Origin of the sequence: Streptomyces sp. S.PB5 (genome assembly GCF_030403745.1) — a bacterium.
In the GTDB taxonomy this organism is placed as follows: Bacteria; Actinomycetota; Actinomycetes; order Streptomycetales; family Streptomycetaceae; genus Streptomyces.
The window spans coordinates 123,203-138,834 of sequence record NZ_JAQMWP010000022.1 but is presented as its reverse complement, the minus strand read 5'-3'; the positions used below and the strand labels follow the sequence as shown (position 1 = coordinate 138,834).

The following is a 15,632-nucleotide window of genomic DNA, read 5'->3' as shown; positions in this document are numbered from 1 at the left end:
GGCCCGGAGCCGGTCGCCAATAGTGCTGGGGATGGGCGCAGACGCCGTGACGGAGGTTCGACGATGACCATCCCCCCACCCCCCGCAACCGCCGAGCCGGCCCGTGCCGCCTCACCGTTGACGATCAGCGAGCAAGGCGCGTTCTGGGTCGGTGCCGGGCGCAAGCCGACCGAGGCCGGGACCGCCGCCGAGGCCGCGATGTACGTCCAGTACCAGATCCCGGCCGAACTCCGGCATCCGCTGCCCGTGGTGATGGTCCACGGGGGCGGCGGCCAGGGCACGGACTACCTGTCGACGCCGGACGGGCGCCCCGGCTGGGCCACCCGGTTCCTCCAGGCCGGTTACGCCGTGTACGTGGTCGACCGTCCAGGTCACGGGCGCTCCCCGTACCACCCCGATGTCCTCGGGCCCATCGAGGGCGCGGCGCCGACGTACGAGTTCATCCGCTGGCTGTTCTGCGAGGGGGCGGGACGACCTGGCAGCCAGTGGCCCGGCAGCGGCGAGATCGGCGACGACTCCGCGCTGGACCAGTTGATGGCGAGCCAGGGCCCGACGCTGCCCACCTTCGCCGAGAACGAGGAGCAGATGCGGCGCTGCGGGGCCGAGTTGCTGGACCGTATCGGACCGGCCGTGCTGATCACCCACTCCATGGGTGGGCCGTTCGGCTGGCTGGTCGCCGATGCCCGGCCCGGGCTGGTGAAGGCCGTTGTCTCCATCGAGCCGATCGGGCCGCCGTTCACCGAACTGCCCGGCCTCGGAAAGCTGGAGTGGGGGCTCACCGCGGCCCCGATCACTTACGAGCCGCCGGTACAGACCTCGGAGGAACTGCGCCTTCGACTGCGCGAGGCGGGGGGCGGCGGGCTCCAGGACTGTCTCGTCCAGGACGAAGAAGCGGGCCCCGTGCGGTCCCTGCCAGGGCTCCAGGGCTTCCCGATCGCCGTGGTCGCGGCCGACCACTCGCCGTTCGCGGCGTACCAGCACGGTGTCGCCGACTACCTCGCACAGGCCGGTGCCGACGCCGAGTTGCTGCGCCTGGCGGACCTGGGGCTCACGGGCAACGGTCACATGCCCATGGGCGAGAAGAACTCCGACGACGTGGCCGAGGCACTGATGGCCTGGCTGGACAAGCGGCTGGCGGACGGGGAGGAAACGCCCCGATGACAACCGTGCCGGCCGTCGAGACCGATGTGCTCATCGTGGGAAGCGGGCCCGCGGGAGCGAGCGCCGCACTGGCGCTGAGCACCTATGGCGTGCCGAACGTCATGGTCACCCGCTACTCACGCCTCGCGGACACGCCCAGGGCGCACATCACCAACCAGCGCACCATGGAAGTGCTGCGTGACCTGGGTGTCGAAGAGGATGTGATCGCCCAGGCCACCCCGCAGCATCTGATGGGCAACACCGTCTTCTGCACCGCCGTCGCGGGCGAGGAGCTCGGCCGGCTGAGGTCCTGGGGCAACGAACCGCTCGTGCAGGCCGCGCACGAGCTGGCGAGCCCCACCCGCATGTGCGACATGCCGCAGCACCTCATGGAGCCGGTGCTCGTGAACGCGGCCATAGCACGCGGAAGCCGACTGCGGTTCGGCACCGAGTACCTGTCGCACGAGCAGGACGCCGACGGCGTGACCGCCACGGTCCGCGACCGGCTGCGCGGCGACACGTACACCATCCGCGCCAAGTACCTGATCGGCGCGGACGGCGGACGCAGCAAGGTGGCCGAGGACGCCGGGCTGCCGATGGGCGGCCAGATGGGCGTGGCCGGCAGCATCAACATCGTCTTCGACGCGGACCTCACCCAGTACGTGGCGCACCGGCCCGCCACCCTCTACTGGGTGCTGGCGCCCGGCGCGACCGTGGGCGGTATCGGCGCCGGCCTGGTGCGCTGCGTACGGACGTGGAACGAGTGGCTGATCGTGTGGGGCTACGACGTCGACGCCGGGCCGCCGGACCTCACCGAGGAGTACGCCCTGTCCGTCGTCCGCACGCTGATCGGCGACGACGAGATCCCGGTGACCATCAAGTCGTCCTCCGCGTGGACGGTCAACGAGATGTACGCCGAGACGTACTCCAGCGGCCGGGTGTTCTGCGCGGGCGACGCCTGCCACCGGCACCCGCCGTCCAACGGGCTGGGCTCCAACACCTCCATCCAGGACTCCTACAACCTGGCGTGGAAGCTGAAGCTCGTCCTGGACGGCACCGCGTCCCCGTCCCTGTTGGACACCTACAGTGCCGAGCGGGCACCGGTCGGCAGGCAGGTCGTCACCCGGGCCAACCGGTCCATCGGTGAGACGGCACCCGTCTTCGAGGCGCTCGGCGGCCTGGCGCCGCAGACCACCGAGCAGCTGTGGCGGAACATCGCCGCCCGCAAGGACGCCACCACGGAGGCCGAGGAGCAGCGGGCGCGGCTGCGGGAGGCGATCGCCTTCAAGGCATACGAGTTCAACGCCCACGGAGTGGACCTCAACCAGCGCTACACCTCCGCCGCGATCGTCCCGGACGGCACCGAGGACCCCGGCTTCGCCCGCGACCCCGAGCTGTACTTCCAGCCGAGCACCCGCCCCGGCGCGAAGCTCCCGCACGCCTGGCTCTGCGCGGGCACCCGCAACCTGTCCACCCTGGACCTGGGCGGGAACGGCCGGTTCACCCTGATCACCGGCATCGGCGGCGAGCCCTGGACGGAGGCCGCCCGCATCCTCGGCAAGGAGTTCGGCCTGGAGATCGCCACGGCGGTCATCGGCCCCGGCCAGGAGTACGAGGACCCGTACGGGGACTGGGCCCGGCTGCGGGAGACCGGCGACTCGGGCGCGCTGCTGGTGCGGCCGGACAACCACGTGGCCTTCCGCCGCCAGGACGCCACCGGTGACGTCACGGCCGCACTGAGGGACGCACTGCGGCAGATCCTCGGGCGGGGCTGAGCGGCCATGGACCTCACCACGAAGACCGCGAACACCGCGACGACCGAGACGACCGAGACGACGACGGAGGTGCTGGAAAGCTTCGCCCACACCCCCGATCCCCGACTGCGCGAGGTCCTGCTCTCCCTGACGCGTCACCTGCACGATTTCGTACGGGACATCGAGCCGACCCAGGCCGAGTGGGAGCGGGCGATCGACTTCCTCACCGCGACCGGGCACATGTGCGACGACACCCGGCAGGAGTTCATCCTGCTGTCGGACGTCCTGGGTGTGTCGATGCTCGTCGAGACGATCAACGACCACAAGGCGGCCGCCGCGACCGACTCGACGGTGCTCGGCCCCTTCCACATGACCGAGTCCCCGGTCCGTGAACTCGGGGCGAACATCGATCTGGTCGGCGGCGGCGAGCCCTGCGTGATCAGCGGACGGGTCGTCTCCGTCGACGGCACACCGCTGCCCGGCGCGACGCTGGACGTGTGGCAGGCCGACGACCAGGGCTTCTACGACGTCCAGCAGCCGGAGAAGCAACCGCCGGGCAATGGGCGCGGGCTGTTCACGGCGGACGCGGAGGGGCGGTTCTGGTTCCGCTCGTGCGTTCCGAGCCCGTATCCCCTTCCGACGGACGGGCCGGTCGGCTCCCTGCTGGAGGCGACCGGCCGCCACCCCTACCGTCCCGCCCATGTCCACTTCATCGTGGGCGCCGAGGGGTACAGCCCGGTGACGACGCACATCTTCGTGGCGGGCAGCGACTATCTGGAGTCGGACGCGGTCTTCGCCGTGAAGGAGAGCCTGGTCGAGGAGTTCGTCGAGGTGGACTCCCCCGAGGAAGCCGCGAAGTTGGGCCTGGCCAACCCCTTCCGCCGGGCGCGCTTCGACATCGTGCTGCAACCGGTGATCGTGTGAAGGGAGAGGCCCTGGAATTCACCTACCGGGCCCAGCCGATGCGCGTCCTCTTCCGGTCGGGTGCCGTGCCGGACGCGGTGTGCGACGAGGTCGCGCTTCTCGGCCTCGGCCGCGTCCTCGTGCTGTGCGACGACCACGGCCTGGACACGGCCCGTGCCGTAGCCGCGTCTCTCGGCGATGCCTGCGCCGGGCTGCACGCGGGGGCGGTGGCGCACGTCCCGGTGGAGGTCGCCGATCTGGCCGTCGAAACGGCTCGCGAAGCCCGCGCCGACGGCTGCGTGGCGGTCGGCGGCGGTTCCGTGACCGGTCTGGCCAAGGCCGTCGCGCTCAGGACCGGCCTGCCGATCGTCGCCGTCCCGACGACGTACGCCGGATCGGAGATGACGCCCGTCTGGGGCCTGACCGAGGGCGCGGTCAAACGCACCGGGCGCGACCCGAAGGTGCTGCCGCGCAGCGTCGTGTACGACGAGCGTCTTGGCATCCCGCGATCGCTCGCCGAGCTGGGCCTGACCGCCGCCGACGTGGACCGTGCGGTCGAGGTCGCTCTCGGGGCGCCGTACGCGAATCCCCGCCCGGCCTCCGCCGACGATCTGCGCACCGTCCTGCACGCGGCCTGGGCGGGCGAGCCGCCGTACGGCGGCTGACCCCTCCTCCTAGGGCCTGCCCGGCGGATCATGCCGGCGTCGCGGGGCGTGGCACGCGCATCTGCCGCGTTGTCGTCGGTTGCCGACGCTCCGCGTCGCCGCCCTCCTCCGCCTTGCAGCTGCACGCACCACGCCCCGCTCGGCTTGCCCGGAATGTGCCGTTTCTTGCAGCCGGCCTGATCCGCCGGACAGGCCCTAGGAGATCTCGGCGTGCGGAACGCCGGTCGCGCGTCGGGCCACCCGGCGTGCGACCTCGGCGAACGCCGGGGCGGCGGGCGAGTGGCCCGTCCTCGGATAGGCGACCGCGGCCACCGCGCGGAGGGACTCTTTCGGAGCGACGGCCTCCACTCCCGGGTGTGGCGGGAACATCCGGGCGCCCGACAAGGGCATCAGTCCCACCATGTGCTGGTAGGCGATCTTCGAGGACATGTCCAGGACCGAGCGGGCGTGGGAGCCGACTGTCGGGGCGTCGTGGTCCCCGTGGCGTCCCCCCACCCACAAGTGGTCGCCCGGGTGGGGGGTGACCCAGGGCTGGTCGTAGACCTCGGTCATGTCCACCGCGGCAGCCGAGGCCAGCGGATGCCCCTTCCACAACGTGAGGGAAACGGGTTCGGTGAAGATCGGTACGCGGGTCAGGCCCGGCATGTCGACGCTCAGACACAACAGCGCCACGTCGCACTCGCCGGCCAGCAGCGGGTCGAGCCCCTGGTGGAAGTCCGCTTCGTGCACCCGGATCATGACCCTGGGATACCGCTCGCAGAACGCCTCGATGACCGGATGCGTCAGCTCCGCGAGAGCCACCCCGTAGAGCGCGACCCGCACCTCGTCCCGTTGCCTGGCCCTGATGGCGTCCGCGGCGGCGGCGAGCCGGTCGGCGTCGGCCAGCACCTCGCCCGCCCGTTCGAGCAGTTCCGCGCCGTCGGCGGTGAGCGCCACATGCCGTTTGTCGCGGTCGAACAGCTGGACGCCCAGCTCACGCTCGAGGGCGGCGATCGATCGCGTCAGCGCGGGCTGGGTGAGGTGCAGACGCTCGGCGGCGACCCGGTAATTCAAGATCTCGGCGAGCGTCGAGAAATGGCGCAGGTTCCGGAGTTCCACTCAGCCCTCCAGAAAGGCGATGTCCACGGCGTTGTGGTCCGCGCCACGTTACCGCCCACTTCCCCGCACGTCACCAGGCAGAAATGTGCGGCATTCCCGTCACCTCCTCCGACCTGCTGTGATGCACGACACTCATCAAGCCCCCGGCTACCGGCATTGGACGGTCCTTCGCCGCGCTGCCAACACTCGCTTCAGGCCGACCCATAACAGCAGCGGATGGGGTGCGAATTGTCCGAGACAAGCGAGGCAACCGAGGCAGCCGAGAAAATCATCGAGATTCCGCAGCCGGAGCCGGACCTGACACCGGAGGAACTGGTCCGCCGGGCCGCCGGCATGAGGACCTGGCTACGTGATCACCAGGACGAGACCGAACAGCGGACCGGTATCCCCGAGGACACGCACAAGGCGTTCCTGGAGGCGGGTTTCTACCGGTCCCTCCAGCCACGCCGCTTCGGCGGCTACGAGTTCGACCTGCGGACCTACTCCCGGATGGTCACCGAGGTGGCCCGCGGCTGCCCGTCCAGCGGTTGGAACCTGTGTCTGGCCGCCTCCCACAGCCTGGTGGTGGCCGGCCGCTTCCCCGAGAGCACCCAGCGCGAGGTGTTCGGGCCGGACGGTGACTTCCGGGCCCCGCTGCCGATCGCCCCGAGCGCCACCGCGACGAGGACCCCCGACGGGTACCTGGTCAACGGCCGCTGGGACTACTCCTCCGGAGTCAACGTCTCCACGCACTTCCTGGGTGGCGTGCTCATCATCGACGAAGAGGGCGGCATGCCCGTGTCGGGCATGGTGCTCGTGCCCTCCGGCTGGCGGATGCTCGACAACTGGGGAGAGATCCTGGGCTTCCGCGGCAGCGGCTCCAACAGCGTCGTGGCCGAGGACGTCCTCGTACCGCATGAGTACGTGTCCAGGACCCACCTCGCGGCGAACGACACCACCGACGGGCCGGGTGTGGAACTGCACGGCAACCCGATGTACGCGGGCCGGCTGATGTCGTTCTTCAACATCCAGCTGTGTTCGATCATGGCGGGCACCGCCTGGGCCGCGGTCGACGAGTACCGGCGGATCATCACCACCAAGAACAGCACGCTGCCGCCCTTCGAACCGCGCAGCCACGATCCGGAACACCAGCGCAACCTCGGCCTGGCCACGGCCCTGGCCGACAGCGCACAGCGGATCATCCTGTCGGTCGCGGACGACTACGCCACGTACGCCGCCCGGGGCCTGGCAGGGGGCGAGCCCTTCTCCGAACAGGACGACCAGGCCCTCTCCGTCACGGCCCGGCAGTCCGGCCAACTCGCCTGCCAGGCCGTCGAGATGCTGGCCTTCGCCAGTGGCTCCAGCGCGCTGGCGAACGGCGAGCGCATGCAGCGGTACCTGCGCGACGTCGCCACGTACAGGACCCACATCAACGCGCAGCACGGCTCGTGGGCCACGGCGTACGCCCGTTCTCTGCTCGGGCCGGAGATCCCGGCGTGAACCGGCAGATGCCCGCCGCGACGGCGCCCGGCGGTGGCCCGGCGCACGACCCCGGCCGGTTCCGGCACGTGCTCGGCCACTACCCGACGGGTGTCACGGTGGTCACCGCGAAGGAACCCGACGGCACCCCGGTCGGCATGGTGATCGGCTCGTTCACCTCGGTGTCCCTGGACCCTCCGCTCGTCGCGTTCCTCCCCGGCCGCTCCTCCAGCACCTGGCCCAGGATCATGGCCGGCGGCGCCTTCTGCGTGAACGTGCTGGCCGCCGGCCAGGAGGGCCTCTGCCGGGATGTCAGCGCCAAGGCGCCCGACGTCTTCGACCGCCACCCGTGGCGCGGCGCGGCCTCGGGCAGCCCCGTCCTGGCGGGCGCCGTCGCCTGGATCGACTGCGACATCGCCGACGTGTGGACCCTCGGCGACCACTACTTCGTCCTCGGCCGCGTCCGGGAGCTCGGGTTGGAGAAGACCGGCGCCGCACCGCTGGTCTTCTCCCGGGGGCGGCTCGCCCCGTTGCCGCCCCGCCGGGACCACGACGAATCGGCCGACTACACATGGCCCGACTGGTTCTGAGAGCTCCGAGAGAGGAGAGACGCACCATGCGCGATCAAGGTCTCGGCTCGTGGCCCGCACGGCGTGCCCGCATGGCACCGAAGGCCACCGCCGTCGTGCACGACGGCGGATCCCTGTCCTACGGAGAGCTGGCCGCGCGCGTGACGCGGCTCGCTCACGTCCTGCGTGCCCTGGGGGTCGGACACGGCGACCGGGTGGCCTACCTGGGCGCGAACCATCCGGCCCTGGCGGAGACCCTGTTCGCCACGAACGCGCTGGGCGCCGTCTTCGTCCCGCTCAACACCCGCCTCGCGGCACCGGAGTTGGCCTTCATCCTGGGCGACTCGGGAGCGGCGGTGCTGGTGTTCGGGGCCGAACTCACCGACACCGTGGACGCGTTCAGGGACGACGTCGAGGTGAAGCACTACGTCGAGGTGGGGAGCGCATACGAGGAGCTGCTGGCGAAGGCACCCGACGACCCCCTCGACGAGACGGTCGGCCTCGACGAGGTGTGCATGATCCAGTACACCTCCGGCACCAGCGGCCGCCCCAAGGGGGTCATGCTCACCCACGCCAACATCGCCTGGAACTGCTTCAACATCCTGCTGGAGGCGGACATCGCCTCCGACGACGTCGCTCTGGTGGTGGCACCGATGTTCCACACGGCCGCCCTCAACGCCGTCTTCCTGCCGGGCTTCCTCAAAGGAGCAACGTCGGTGCTGATGCGCGGTTTCGACCCGGAACGGGTGCTCGACGTCATCGCCGAGCACCGGGTGACGAGGATGTTCGGCGTGCCCGCGATGTACCAGGCCATGGCCCGGTCGTCGCGGTGGGCGACGGCCGACCTGTCGTCGGTCCGGATCCTGCAGTGCGCGGCGGCACCCGTACCCAAGGCCCTCATCCACACCTACCAGGACCGTGGCCTGACCTTCCTCCAGGCGTACGGCCTGACCGAGACCGCTCCCGCCGCGCTGGGCCTGCGCGCACCGGACAGCATCCGCAAGGCCGGCTCGGCCGGCACGCCCTGCTTCTTCACCGACGTACGCGTGGTGCGGCCCGACCTCACCGATGTCGCACCGGGCGAGGTCGGCGAGGTGATCATCGAGGGCCTCAACGTGATGAAGGGCTACTGGCAGTGGCCCGAAGCGACCAACGACGCCTTCGTCGAAGGAGGTTGGTTCCGCTCCGGAGACGCGGCCACTGTCGACGAGGAGGGGTACGTCACGATCGTCGACCGGATCAAGGACATGTACATCTCCGGCGGGGAGAACGTCTATCCGGCCGAGGTCGAGCAACTCCTCCACCAGCATCCCGCGGTCGCCGAATGCGCGGTGATCGGCGTACCCGACGAACGATGGGGCGAAGTGGGCAGAGCACTCGTCGTGCCCCGCGCGGGCGCCGACGTGTCGCCCGACGACATCCTGGACTCCCTGTCCGGCCGACTCGCCAAGTACAAACTCCCCAAGTCGGTCGTCCTCGTCGACACCCTGCCCCGCAACGCCACCGGCAAGATCCTCAAGGCCCGTCTGCGCAGCCGGTACGGCTCCTCGTCAGACCGCTAGACGTTGAAGCGGAACTCCACCACGTCCCCGTCCTGCATGACGTACTCCTTGCCCTCCATCCGCGCCTTGCCCTTGGCGCGGGCCTCGGCGACCGAGCCGGTCTCGACGAGGTCGGCGAAGGAGATGACCTCGGCCTTGATGAAGCCCTTCTGGAAGTCGGTGTGGATGACACCGGCCGCCTCGGGGGCCGTGGCGCCCTTCTTGATGGTCCAGGCGCGGGATTCCTTGGGGCCGGCCGTGAGGTAGGTCTGCAGGCCGAGGGTGTTGAAGCCGACGCGGGCGAGGGTGGCGAGGCCCGGCTCCTCGGCGCCGACGGACTCCAGGAGCTCCATGGCGTCCTCCTCGTCGAGCTCGGCGAGGTCCGCCTCCAGCTTGGCGTTGAGGAAGATCGCCTCGGCGGGGGCGACCAGGGCGCGCTGCTCGTCCTTGAAGGCGTCGTCGGTCAGCTCGTCCTCGTCGACGTTGAAGACGTAGAGGAAGGGCTTGGTCGTCAGCAGGTGCAGGTCGTGCAGGAGCTCCGCACGCTCGCTGCCCTGGACCAGGCCCTGCGAGAAGAGGGTGTCGCCCTTCTCCAGGATCTCCTTGGCCGCCTCGACCGCCGCGACCTTCGGAGCCACGTCCTTCTTGATCCGCGACTCCTTCTGCAGGCGCGGCAGGACCTTCTCGATGGTCTGGAGGTCGGCGAGGATCAGCTCGGTGTTGATCGTCTCGATGTCGTCCTTGGGCGAGACCTTGCCGTCGACATGCACGACGTTCTCGTCCTTGAAGGCGCGGATGACCTGGCAGATCGCGTCGGACTCGCGGATGTTGGCCAGGAACTTGTTCCCGAGGCCCTCACCCTCGCTCGCGCCGCGCACGATGCCCGCGATGTCCACGAAGTCGACGGTCGCCGGGAGGATCCGCTGCGACCCGAAGATTTCGGCCAGTTTCGTCAGGCGCGCGTCCGGGACGCCCACGACGCCGACGTTGGGCTCGATCGTGGCGAACGGGTAGTTGGCCGCGAGCACGTCGTTCTTGGTCAGGGCGTTGAACAGGGTCGACTTGCCGACATTCGGCAGACCGACGATTCCGATCGTGAGCGACACGTTGCGACTTCCCGTACATGAGAGGAGAGGACTGAGAGGGCCGATCCACCAGTCTACGGCGTGCCCGACCCCGCCCTCGTGACCCGTCGAACACTTGGCCAAGGTCGATCCCTCGGCGTGTCTGAAGGACGATTCTGCATATAAACCGTCCTAAGTTGGTCCAGTGGAGCAACACAAGACGCGACCCCCGCACATTCGAGCACGGCGCGAGGCCCCTTCCCTGCCCCCGCAGGCGGCCCGCGGCGGGCGTGGTCCGACCCGTCCGGCGGCGGTACGACGGCCCGCTCCACCCGTCGCCCAGGCGGTACGCCGCTTCCCCAACCCCCGGCTCACCGGACTCGGCGGCGGCCTGTTCTGCATCGCGACGATGCTGGTCCTCGGCTGCCTGGACGCGCTGACCTTCGGCTCACTGACGGTGTACGGCGTGCTGTTCCTGCCGGTGAGCGTCCTGACCGCCGTCTGGATGCGGCGCAACGACCTGGTCACCGCGCCCGTCGTGGTACCGATCGCCTTCGCCGCGGGGCTCGTGCCCCTCGCCCAGGGCGGCGACGGGATCGGCAGCCGTCTGATGGGCCTGGTGACGGCCCTCGCGACCGAGGCCGGCTGGCTGTACGGCGGGACGCTGGTCGCCGGTCTGATCGCGACCGTACGCAAGGTGCGGCTGATGAACCGGCGGCGCCGGGCGAACCGTCCGCCGGTGTGACCCCGGCGGGGTGGCGTCCCCCGGCCCGCGCGGCCTACTGCTTCGCCGCCCGCATCGCCGCCCCCACGATCCCCGCGTTGTTCTGCAGCTCCGCCGGGACGATCTCCGCCTTGATGCCCTCGATGTAGTGCAGGAACTTCTCCGACTTGCGGCTGACGCCGCCGCCGATGATGAACAGCTCGGGCGAGAAGAGCATCTCGACATGGGCGAGGTACTTCTGGACCCGGTGGGCCCAGTGCTCCCACGTCAGCTCGCCGTCGTCCTTGGCCTTGCTGGAGGCGCGCTTCTCCGCGTCGTGCCCGTGCAGCTCCAGGTGACCCAGCTCGGTGTTGGGCACGAGGACGCCGTCGACGAAGAGGGCGCTGCCGATGCCGGTGCCGAAGGTCAGCAGGATGACGGTGCCCTTGCGGCCGTGACCGGCGCCGAACTCCATCTCGGCGACGCCCGCCGCGTCCGCGTCGTTGACCACCGTCACCGGCAGCCCGCCGAGCCGCTCGCCGAACAACGCGCGCGCGTCCGTGTCGATCCAGCCCTTGTCGACATTGGCCGCCGTACGGATCGTGGCGCCGCCGGTGACCACGCCGGGGAAGGTCAGCCCGACCGGACCCGTCCAGCCGAAGTGGTCGACGACCTCCTTCACGCCGTCCGCCACCGCGTCCGGCGTCGCCGGGTGCGGGGTGAGCACCTTGTGGCGCTCCTGGGCGAGGTCGCCCCTGGCCAAGTCGACAGGGGCGCCCTTGATCCCGGACCCGCCGATGTCCACACCGAAGATCTGCATGGCCCTACGTTACGACGGACGACTGACAGTCACTCGCCTGAGGTGCCCTTGCGCTCCGCGACCAGCGCCGCGGCCTCCTCGCGCAGATCCCGGCGGAGTTCCTTGGGCAGCGAGAAGGTGATGGACTCCTCGGCCGCCTTGACCAGCTCCACGTCGTCGTAGCCGCGCTGGGCGAGGTACTCCAGGACCTCCTCGACGAGGATCTCCGGGACGGAGGCCCCCGAGGTGACGCCGACCGTGGTGACGCCCTCCAGCCAGGTCTCGTCGATCTCACTCGCGAAGTCCACGAGGTAGGCCTCGCGGGAGCCGGCGAGCTTGGCGACCTCGACCAGCCGCTTGGAGTTGGAGGAGTTGCGGGAGCCGACCACGATGACCAGCTCGGCCTCGGCGCCCATCTGCTTGACCGCGAGCTGACGGTTCTGGGTGGCGTAGCAGATGTCGTCGCTGGGCGGGGAGATGAGCTGCGGGAACTTCTCCTTGAGGGCGTCGACGGTCTCCATGGTCTCGTCGACGGAGAGGGTGGTCTGGGAGAGCCAGACGACCTTCGACTCGTCGCGGACCTCGACCTTGGCGACATCGCCGGGGCCGTCGACGAGGGTGATGTGGTCGGGGGCCTCGCCGGAGGTCCCGATGACCTCCTCGTGGCCCTCGTGCCCGATCAGGAGGATGTCGTAGTCCTCATTGGCGAAGCGGACGGCTTCCTTGTGGACCTTGGTGACCAGCGGGCAGGTCGCGTCGATGGTGGCGAGCTTGCCGCGCGCGGCCTCTTCATGGACGACGGGGGCCACACCGTGCGCGGAGAACATCACGATGTTCCCCTCGGGGACCTCCTCCGTCCGCTCGACGAAGATGGCGCCCTTCTTCTCCAGGGTCTGCACGACGTACTTGTTGTGGACGATCTCGTGCCGGACGTACACCGGAGCGCCGTACTGCTCCAGGGCTTTCTCGACGGCGATCACGGCGCGGTCCACACCCGCGCAGTAGCCCCGGGGGGCGGCGAGCAGGACACGGCGGCCAGACGAAGCAGTCATGCGTCCCATCGTAAGGCCGCGCTCGACGGGTCAAAGATCGAGTTGAAGGCGAGACTGGCCGGGAAGTGTGAAGGACGGGGAACCGGCGACGGCAGACGACGTGTGAAACACCGGCGGAGGCATCGATGTCCGAGACCGAGACGACGACCCTGAGCGCCGATCCGGGCCATGACCTGCGGCGCAGTCTCGGCTTCCGGGATCTGGTCGTCTACGGCATGCTTTTCGTCGCCCCCATGGCGCCCGTCGGCGTGTTCGGCGCGCTCGACGCCAGGTCGCACGGGGCGGTCGCGCTGGTCTATGTCATCGCCACGGTTGCGATGGCGTTCACCGCCTTCAGCTACGCGCAGATGGTGCGGGTGGTCCCCCGCGCGGGCTCGGTGTACGCCTACGCGCGCGTGGCGCTCGGCAAGGAGGCCGGGTTCATCGCGGGCTGGATGGCGATGCTGGACTATCTGCTGATCCCGGCGGTCGCGTACCTCTTCTCCGGCATCGCGATGAACGCGCTGGTCCCGGAGGTCTCGCGGTGGGTGTGGACGGCCGTCGCGGTCGTGGTGACGACCCTGCTGAACCTGTGGGGCGTGCGAGCGGCGGCCCGGGTCGGGTTCCTGGTGCTGGCGATGGAGATCGTGGTCCTGCTGGTGTTCGTCGTCTCGGCGGTCGTCGTCCTCGCGCGCGACGGCGCCGAACGGGGCTGGCTGTCGCCGCTGTCGGGGGACGGCTCGCAGGGGGCGTTCGCGCTGTCGGCGGTGATCGGGGCGGTCTCGATCGCGGTGCTGTCGTATCTCGGCTTCGACGCGATCGCCTCCTTCGCGGAGGAGGTCACCGGGGGATCGGAGAAGGTGGCACGCGCGGTGCTGTTCTGTCTCGCCCTGGCCGGTGTGCTGTTCGTGGCGCAGACGTACCTGGTGACCCTCCTGGAGCCCCTGTCCTCGGCCGAACTGGCGGCCCGGCCGGAGGCGCAGGGGCCGGCCTTCTACGACGCCGTGGACGCGTCGGTCGGGACCTGGCTGCACGACCTGGTGGCGGTCAGCAAGGCGATCGGCGCGGCCTTCGCGGCGCTGGCGGGCCAGGCGGCGGCCGGTCGTCTGCTGTTCGCGATGGGCCGGGACCGGCGTCTGCCGCGGGCGCTGTCGAGGACGGACTCCGGGGTGCCGCGGGTCGCGCTGCTGTGCGCCGCCGTGATCACGCTGGTGGCCGCGGTCTGGGCGGCTCGCCGGGACGACGGCATGGACCACCTGGTGTCGGTCGTCGACATCGGCGCCCTGACCGCCTTCACGCTGCTGCACGCGAGCGTGGTGGCGTGGTTCGCGGTGAAGCGGCAAAAGGAAGGGCCCGAAGGGCTTCCGCAGAAGGGTGGCGGTGGGAGACGGGCGGGCGGGGCGGTGAGCTGGTGGCGGCATGTGCTGCTGCCGGTCGCCGGCGCGGCCATCACCGTGGCCGTCATCGTGGAGGCGTCCGGGGCGGCTCAGGTGGTGGGAGCGGTGTGGTTCGTGGTGGGGGTGGCCGTGTTGGTGGGGCAGCGGGGACGGACGGGGGTGGGTGCGTAGGTTTCTGTCGGCCGGGGGCGCCGCCGGGTTTCTTCGCCCCCGCCGCCCCTTCCCTGGAGGCTGCCGCCCCCGGACAGGCTGAGTGACGTGGCCCGGCGGTGATGTCAGCGGCGGCCACTACGCTCGGCGCATGGCTCTCAACACGTCCGCCGAAGCCCCCCTGCCCGTCGGTGAGGTCTCCCGGCTGATCGGCGGGTGGATCGACCGGCTCGGTGCCGTCTGGGTGGAGGGGCAGATCACCCAGCTGTCGCGGCGGCCCGGCGCCGGCGTCGTCTTCCTGACGCTGCGGGACCCGTCGTACGACATCTCCGTCAGCGTCACCTGCTACCGGCAGGTCTTCGACGCCGTCGCCGATGTCGTGAGCGAGGGCGCGCGGGTCGTCGTACTGGCGAAGCCGGAGTGGTATGCGCCCCGGGGGCAGTTGTCGTTGCGGGCCGCCGAGATAAGGCCGGTCGGGGTCGGGGAACTGCTGGCGCGGCTGGAGCAGTTGAAGAAGTCGCTGGCCGCCGAGGGGCTGTTCGCGGCCGAGCGGAAGAAGGCGCTGCCCTTCCTGCCGCAGCTCATCGGGCTCGTGTGCGGGCGGGCGTCCGCCGCCGAGCGGGATGTGCTGGAGAACGCGCGGCACCGCTGGCCGGCCGTCCGCTTCGAGGTGCGCAACGTCGCCGTGCAGGGGGTGCACGCGGTGCCGCAGGTGGTGCAGGCCGTCAAGGAGCTCGACGCGCACGACGACGTCGATGTGATCATCGTGGCCCGGGGCGGCGGCAGCGTCGAGGACCTGCTGCCCTTCTCCGACGAGCAGCTCGTGCGGACGGTCGCGGAGTGCCGTACGCCCGTCGTGTCCGCCATCGGGCACGAGCCCGACAATCCGCTGCTCGACCATGTCGCCGACCTGCGCGCCTCCACCCCGACCGACGCGGCCAAGAAGGTCGTTCCGGACGTGGGTGAGGAGTTCGAGCGGGTGTCGATGCTGCGTGATCGCGCGCGGCGGTGTGTCGAGGCGTTCATCGAGCGGGAGGAGCGCGGGCTCGCCCATGCGCTCGCGCGGCCGTCGATAGAGGATCCGCACCGGATGATCGACGAGCGGGCCGATCATGTCGCCGCGCTGGTCGAGCGGTCGCGGCGGACCCTCGGTCATCTCCTCGACCGCGCCGACTCCGAGCTCTCGCACACGCACGCGCGCGTGGTGGCCCTGTCACCTGCGGCCACGTTGAAGCGGGGGTACGCCGTGCTGCAGAAGGCCGACGGGCATGTCGTCCGCGATCCCGGGGAGGTCGCCGGGGACGAGGTGCTGCGGGCGCGGGTTTCCGAGGGTGATTTCAGTGTCCGAGTCGATGTCTAG

The 15,632-nt window shown here is 70.4% G+C and carries 14 protein-coding genes; 10 read left to right on the top strand and 4 right to left on the bottom strand.

The window, feature by feature from the left end:
• Positions 1 to 63 precede the first annotated feature (63 nt).
• From PH203_RS41340 to PH203_RS41325, 4 genes are read left to right on the top strand one after another with little or no spacing between them, the layout of a single operon-like run.
• A complete protein-coding gene (locus PH203_RS41340) occupies positions 64 to 1,161 on the top strand; it encodes an alpha/beta hydrolase (protein WP_289927212.1) in 1,098 nt (365 codons plus the stop codon).
• Complete coding sequence (locus tag PH203_RS41335) at positions 1,158 to 2,915, top strand: FAD-dependent monooxygenase (RefSeq protein WP_289927210.1); 1,758 nt, start codon at positions 1,158 to 1,160, stop codon at positions 2,913 to 2,915. Before PH203_RS41340 ends, PH203_RS41335 begins: the two co-directional genes overlap by 4 nt.
• A gap of 6 nt (positions 2,916 to 2,921) precedes the next feature.
• A complete protein-coding gene (locus PH203_RS41330; RefSeq protein WP_289927208.1) occupies positions 2,922 to 3,818 on the top strand; it encodes an intradiol ring-cleavage dioxygenase in 897 nt (298 codons plus the stop codon).
• Positions 3,815 to 4,462, top strand: a complete 648-nt coding sequence (locus PH203_RS41325) for an iron-containing alcohol dehydrogenase (RefSeq protein WP_354671305.1) — start codon at positions 3,815 to 3,817, stop codon at positions 4,460 to 4,462. The genes PH203_RS41330 and PH203_RS41325 overlap by 4 nt, the downstream gene beginning before the upstream one ends.
• Before the next feature lie 195 nt (positions 4,463 to 4,657).
• On the opposite strand, the gene PH203_RS41320 is transcribed toward PH203_RS41325, so the two are convergent.
• Positions 4,658 to 5,560: a LysR family transcriptional regulator gene (locus tag PH203_RS41320; RefSeq protein WP_289927206.1), complete on the bottom strand. Its 903-nt coding sequence runs from the start codon at positions 5,558 to 5,560 to the stop codon at positions 4,658 to 4,660.
• A gap of 228 nt (positions 5,561 to 5,788) precedes the next feature.
• Between PH203_RS41320 and PH203_RS41315 the strand changes: the two genes are divergently transcribed.
• Genes PH203_RS41315 through PH203_RS41305 form a run of 3 tightly spaced genes read left to right on the top strand, consistent with a single transcriptional unit; the run spans position 5,789 to position 9,149 of the window.
• Positions 5,789 to 7,039: an acyl-CoA dehydrogenase family protein gene (locus PH203_RS41315; RefSeq protein WP_289927205.1), complete on the top strand. Its 1,251-nt coding sequence runs from the start codon at positions 5,789 to 5,791 to the stop codon at positions 7,037 to 7,039.
• Positions 7,036 to 7,608, top strand: coding sequence for a flavin reductase family protein (locus PH203_RS41310; RefSeq protein ID WP_289927204.1), 573 nt, complete (start codon positions 7,036 to 7,038; stop codon positions 7,606 to 7,608). Before PH203_RS41315 ends, PH203_RS41310 begins: the two co-directional genes overlap by 4 nt.
• Positions 7,609 to 7,634: 26 nt before the next feature.
• Positions 7,635 to 9,149 (top strand): long-chain fatty acid--CoA ligase, encoded by a 1,515-nt coding sequence (locus tag PH203_RS41305; protein ID WP_289927202.1) that lies wholly within the window; start codon positions 7,635 to 7,637, stop codon positions 9,147 to 9,149.
• Here PH203_RS41305 and ychF read toward each other — a convergent pair.
• A complete protein-coding gene (gene ychF, locus PH203_RS41300) occupies positions 9,146 to 10,234 on the bottom strand; it encodes a redox-regulated ATPase YchF (protein ID WP_289927201.1) in 1,089 nt (362 codons plus the stop codon). The genes PH203_RS41305 and ychF overlap by 4 nt on opposite strands.
• A 163-nt stretch (positions 10,235 to 10,397) precedes the next feature.
• Between ychF and PH203_RS41295 the strand changes: the two genes are divergently transcribed.
• Complete coding sequence (locus PH203_RS41295) at positions 10,398 to 10,937, top strand: DUF6542 domain-containing protein (protein WP_289927199.1); 540 nt, start codon at positions 10,398 to 10,400, stop codon at positions 10,935 to 10,937.
• Positions 10,938 to 10,971: 34 nt separating this feature from the next.
• On the opposite strand, the gene ppgK is transcribed toward PH203_RS41295, so the two are convergent.
• The gene (gene ppgK, locus PH203_RS41290; RefSeq protein ID WP_289927198.1) at positions 10,972 to 11,715 is read right to left on the bottom strand and encodes a polyphosphate--glucose phosphotransferase; all 744 of its coding nucleotides are present in this window, start codon (positions 11,713 to 11,715) and stop codon (positions 10,972 to 10,974) included.
• 29 nt (positions 11,716 to 11,744) lie between these two features.
• Positions 11,745 to 12,755, bottom strand: coding sequence for a 4-hydroxy-3-methylbut-2-enyl diphosphate reductase (locus PH203_RS41285; protein WP_289927197.1), 1,011 nt, complete (start codon positions 12,753 to 12,755; stop codon positions 11,745 to 11,747).
• Between the two features lie 116 nt (positions 12,756 to 12,871).
• Here PH203_RS41285 and PH203_RS41280 point away from each other — a divergent pair, with 116 nt between their 5' ends.
• Positions 12,872 to 14,293, top strand: a complete 1,422-nt coding sequence (locus PH203_RS41280) for an APC family permease (protein WP_289927195.1) — start codon at positions 12,872 to 12,874, stop codon at positions 14,291 to 14,293.
• Between the two features lie 130 nt (positions 14,294 to 14,423).
• Positions 14,424 to 15,632: an exodeoxyribonuclease VII large subunit gene (gene xseA / locus PH203_RS41275; protein WP_289927194.1), complete on the top strand. Its 1,209-nt coding sequence runs from the start codon at positions 14,424 to 14,426 to the stop codon at positions 15,630 to 15,632.

Excerpts from the sequence above, each read along its gene's own strand:
- PH203_RS41285 (WP_289927197.1), bottom strand. The coding sequence starts at position 12,755 with ATGGGACGCATGACTGCTTCGTCTGGCCGCCGTGTCCTGCTCGCCGCC.
- PH203_RS41340 (WP_289927212.1), top strand. The coding sequence starts at position 64 with ATGACCATCCCCCCACCCCCCGCAACCGCCGAGCCGGCCCGTGCCGCC.
- PH203_RS41280 (WP_289927195.1), top strand. The coding sequence starts at position 12,872 with ATGTCCGAGACCGAGACGACGACCCTGAGCGCCGATCCGGGCCATGAC.
- ppgK (WP_289927198.1), bottom strand. The coding sequence starts at position 11,715 with ATGCAGATCTTCGGTGTGGACATCGGCGGGTCCGGGATCAAGGGCGCC.
- PH203_RS41335 (WP_289927210.1), top strand. The coding sequence starts at position 1,158 with ATGACAACCGTGCCGGCCGTCGAGACCGATGTGCTCATCGTGGGAAGC.
- PH203_RS41330 (WP_289927208.1), top strand. The coding sequence starts at position 2,922 with ATGGACCTCACCACGAAGACCGCGAACACCGCGACGACCGAGACGACC.
- xseA (WP_289927194.1), top strand. The coding sequence starts at position 14,424 with ATGGCTCTCAACACGTCCGCCGAAGCCCCCCTGCCCGTCGGTGAGGTC.
- PH203_RS41305 (WP_289927202.1), top strand. The coding sequence starts at position 7,635 with ATGCGCGATCAAGGTCTCGGCTCGTGGCCCGCACGGCGTGCCCGCATG.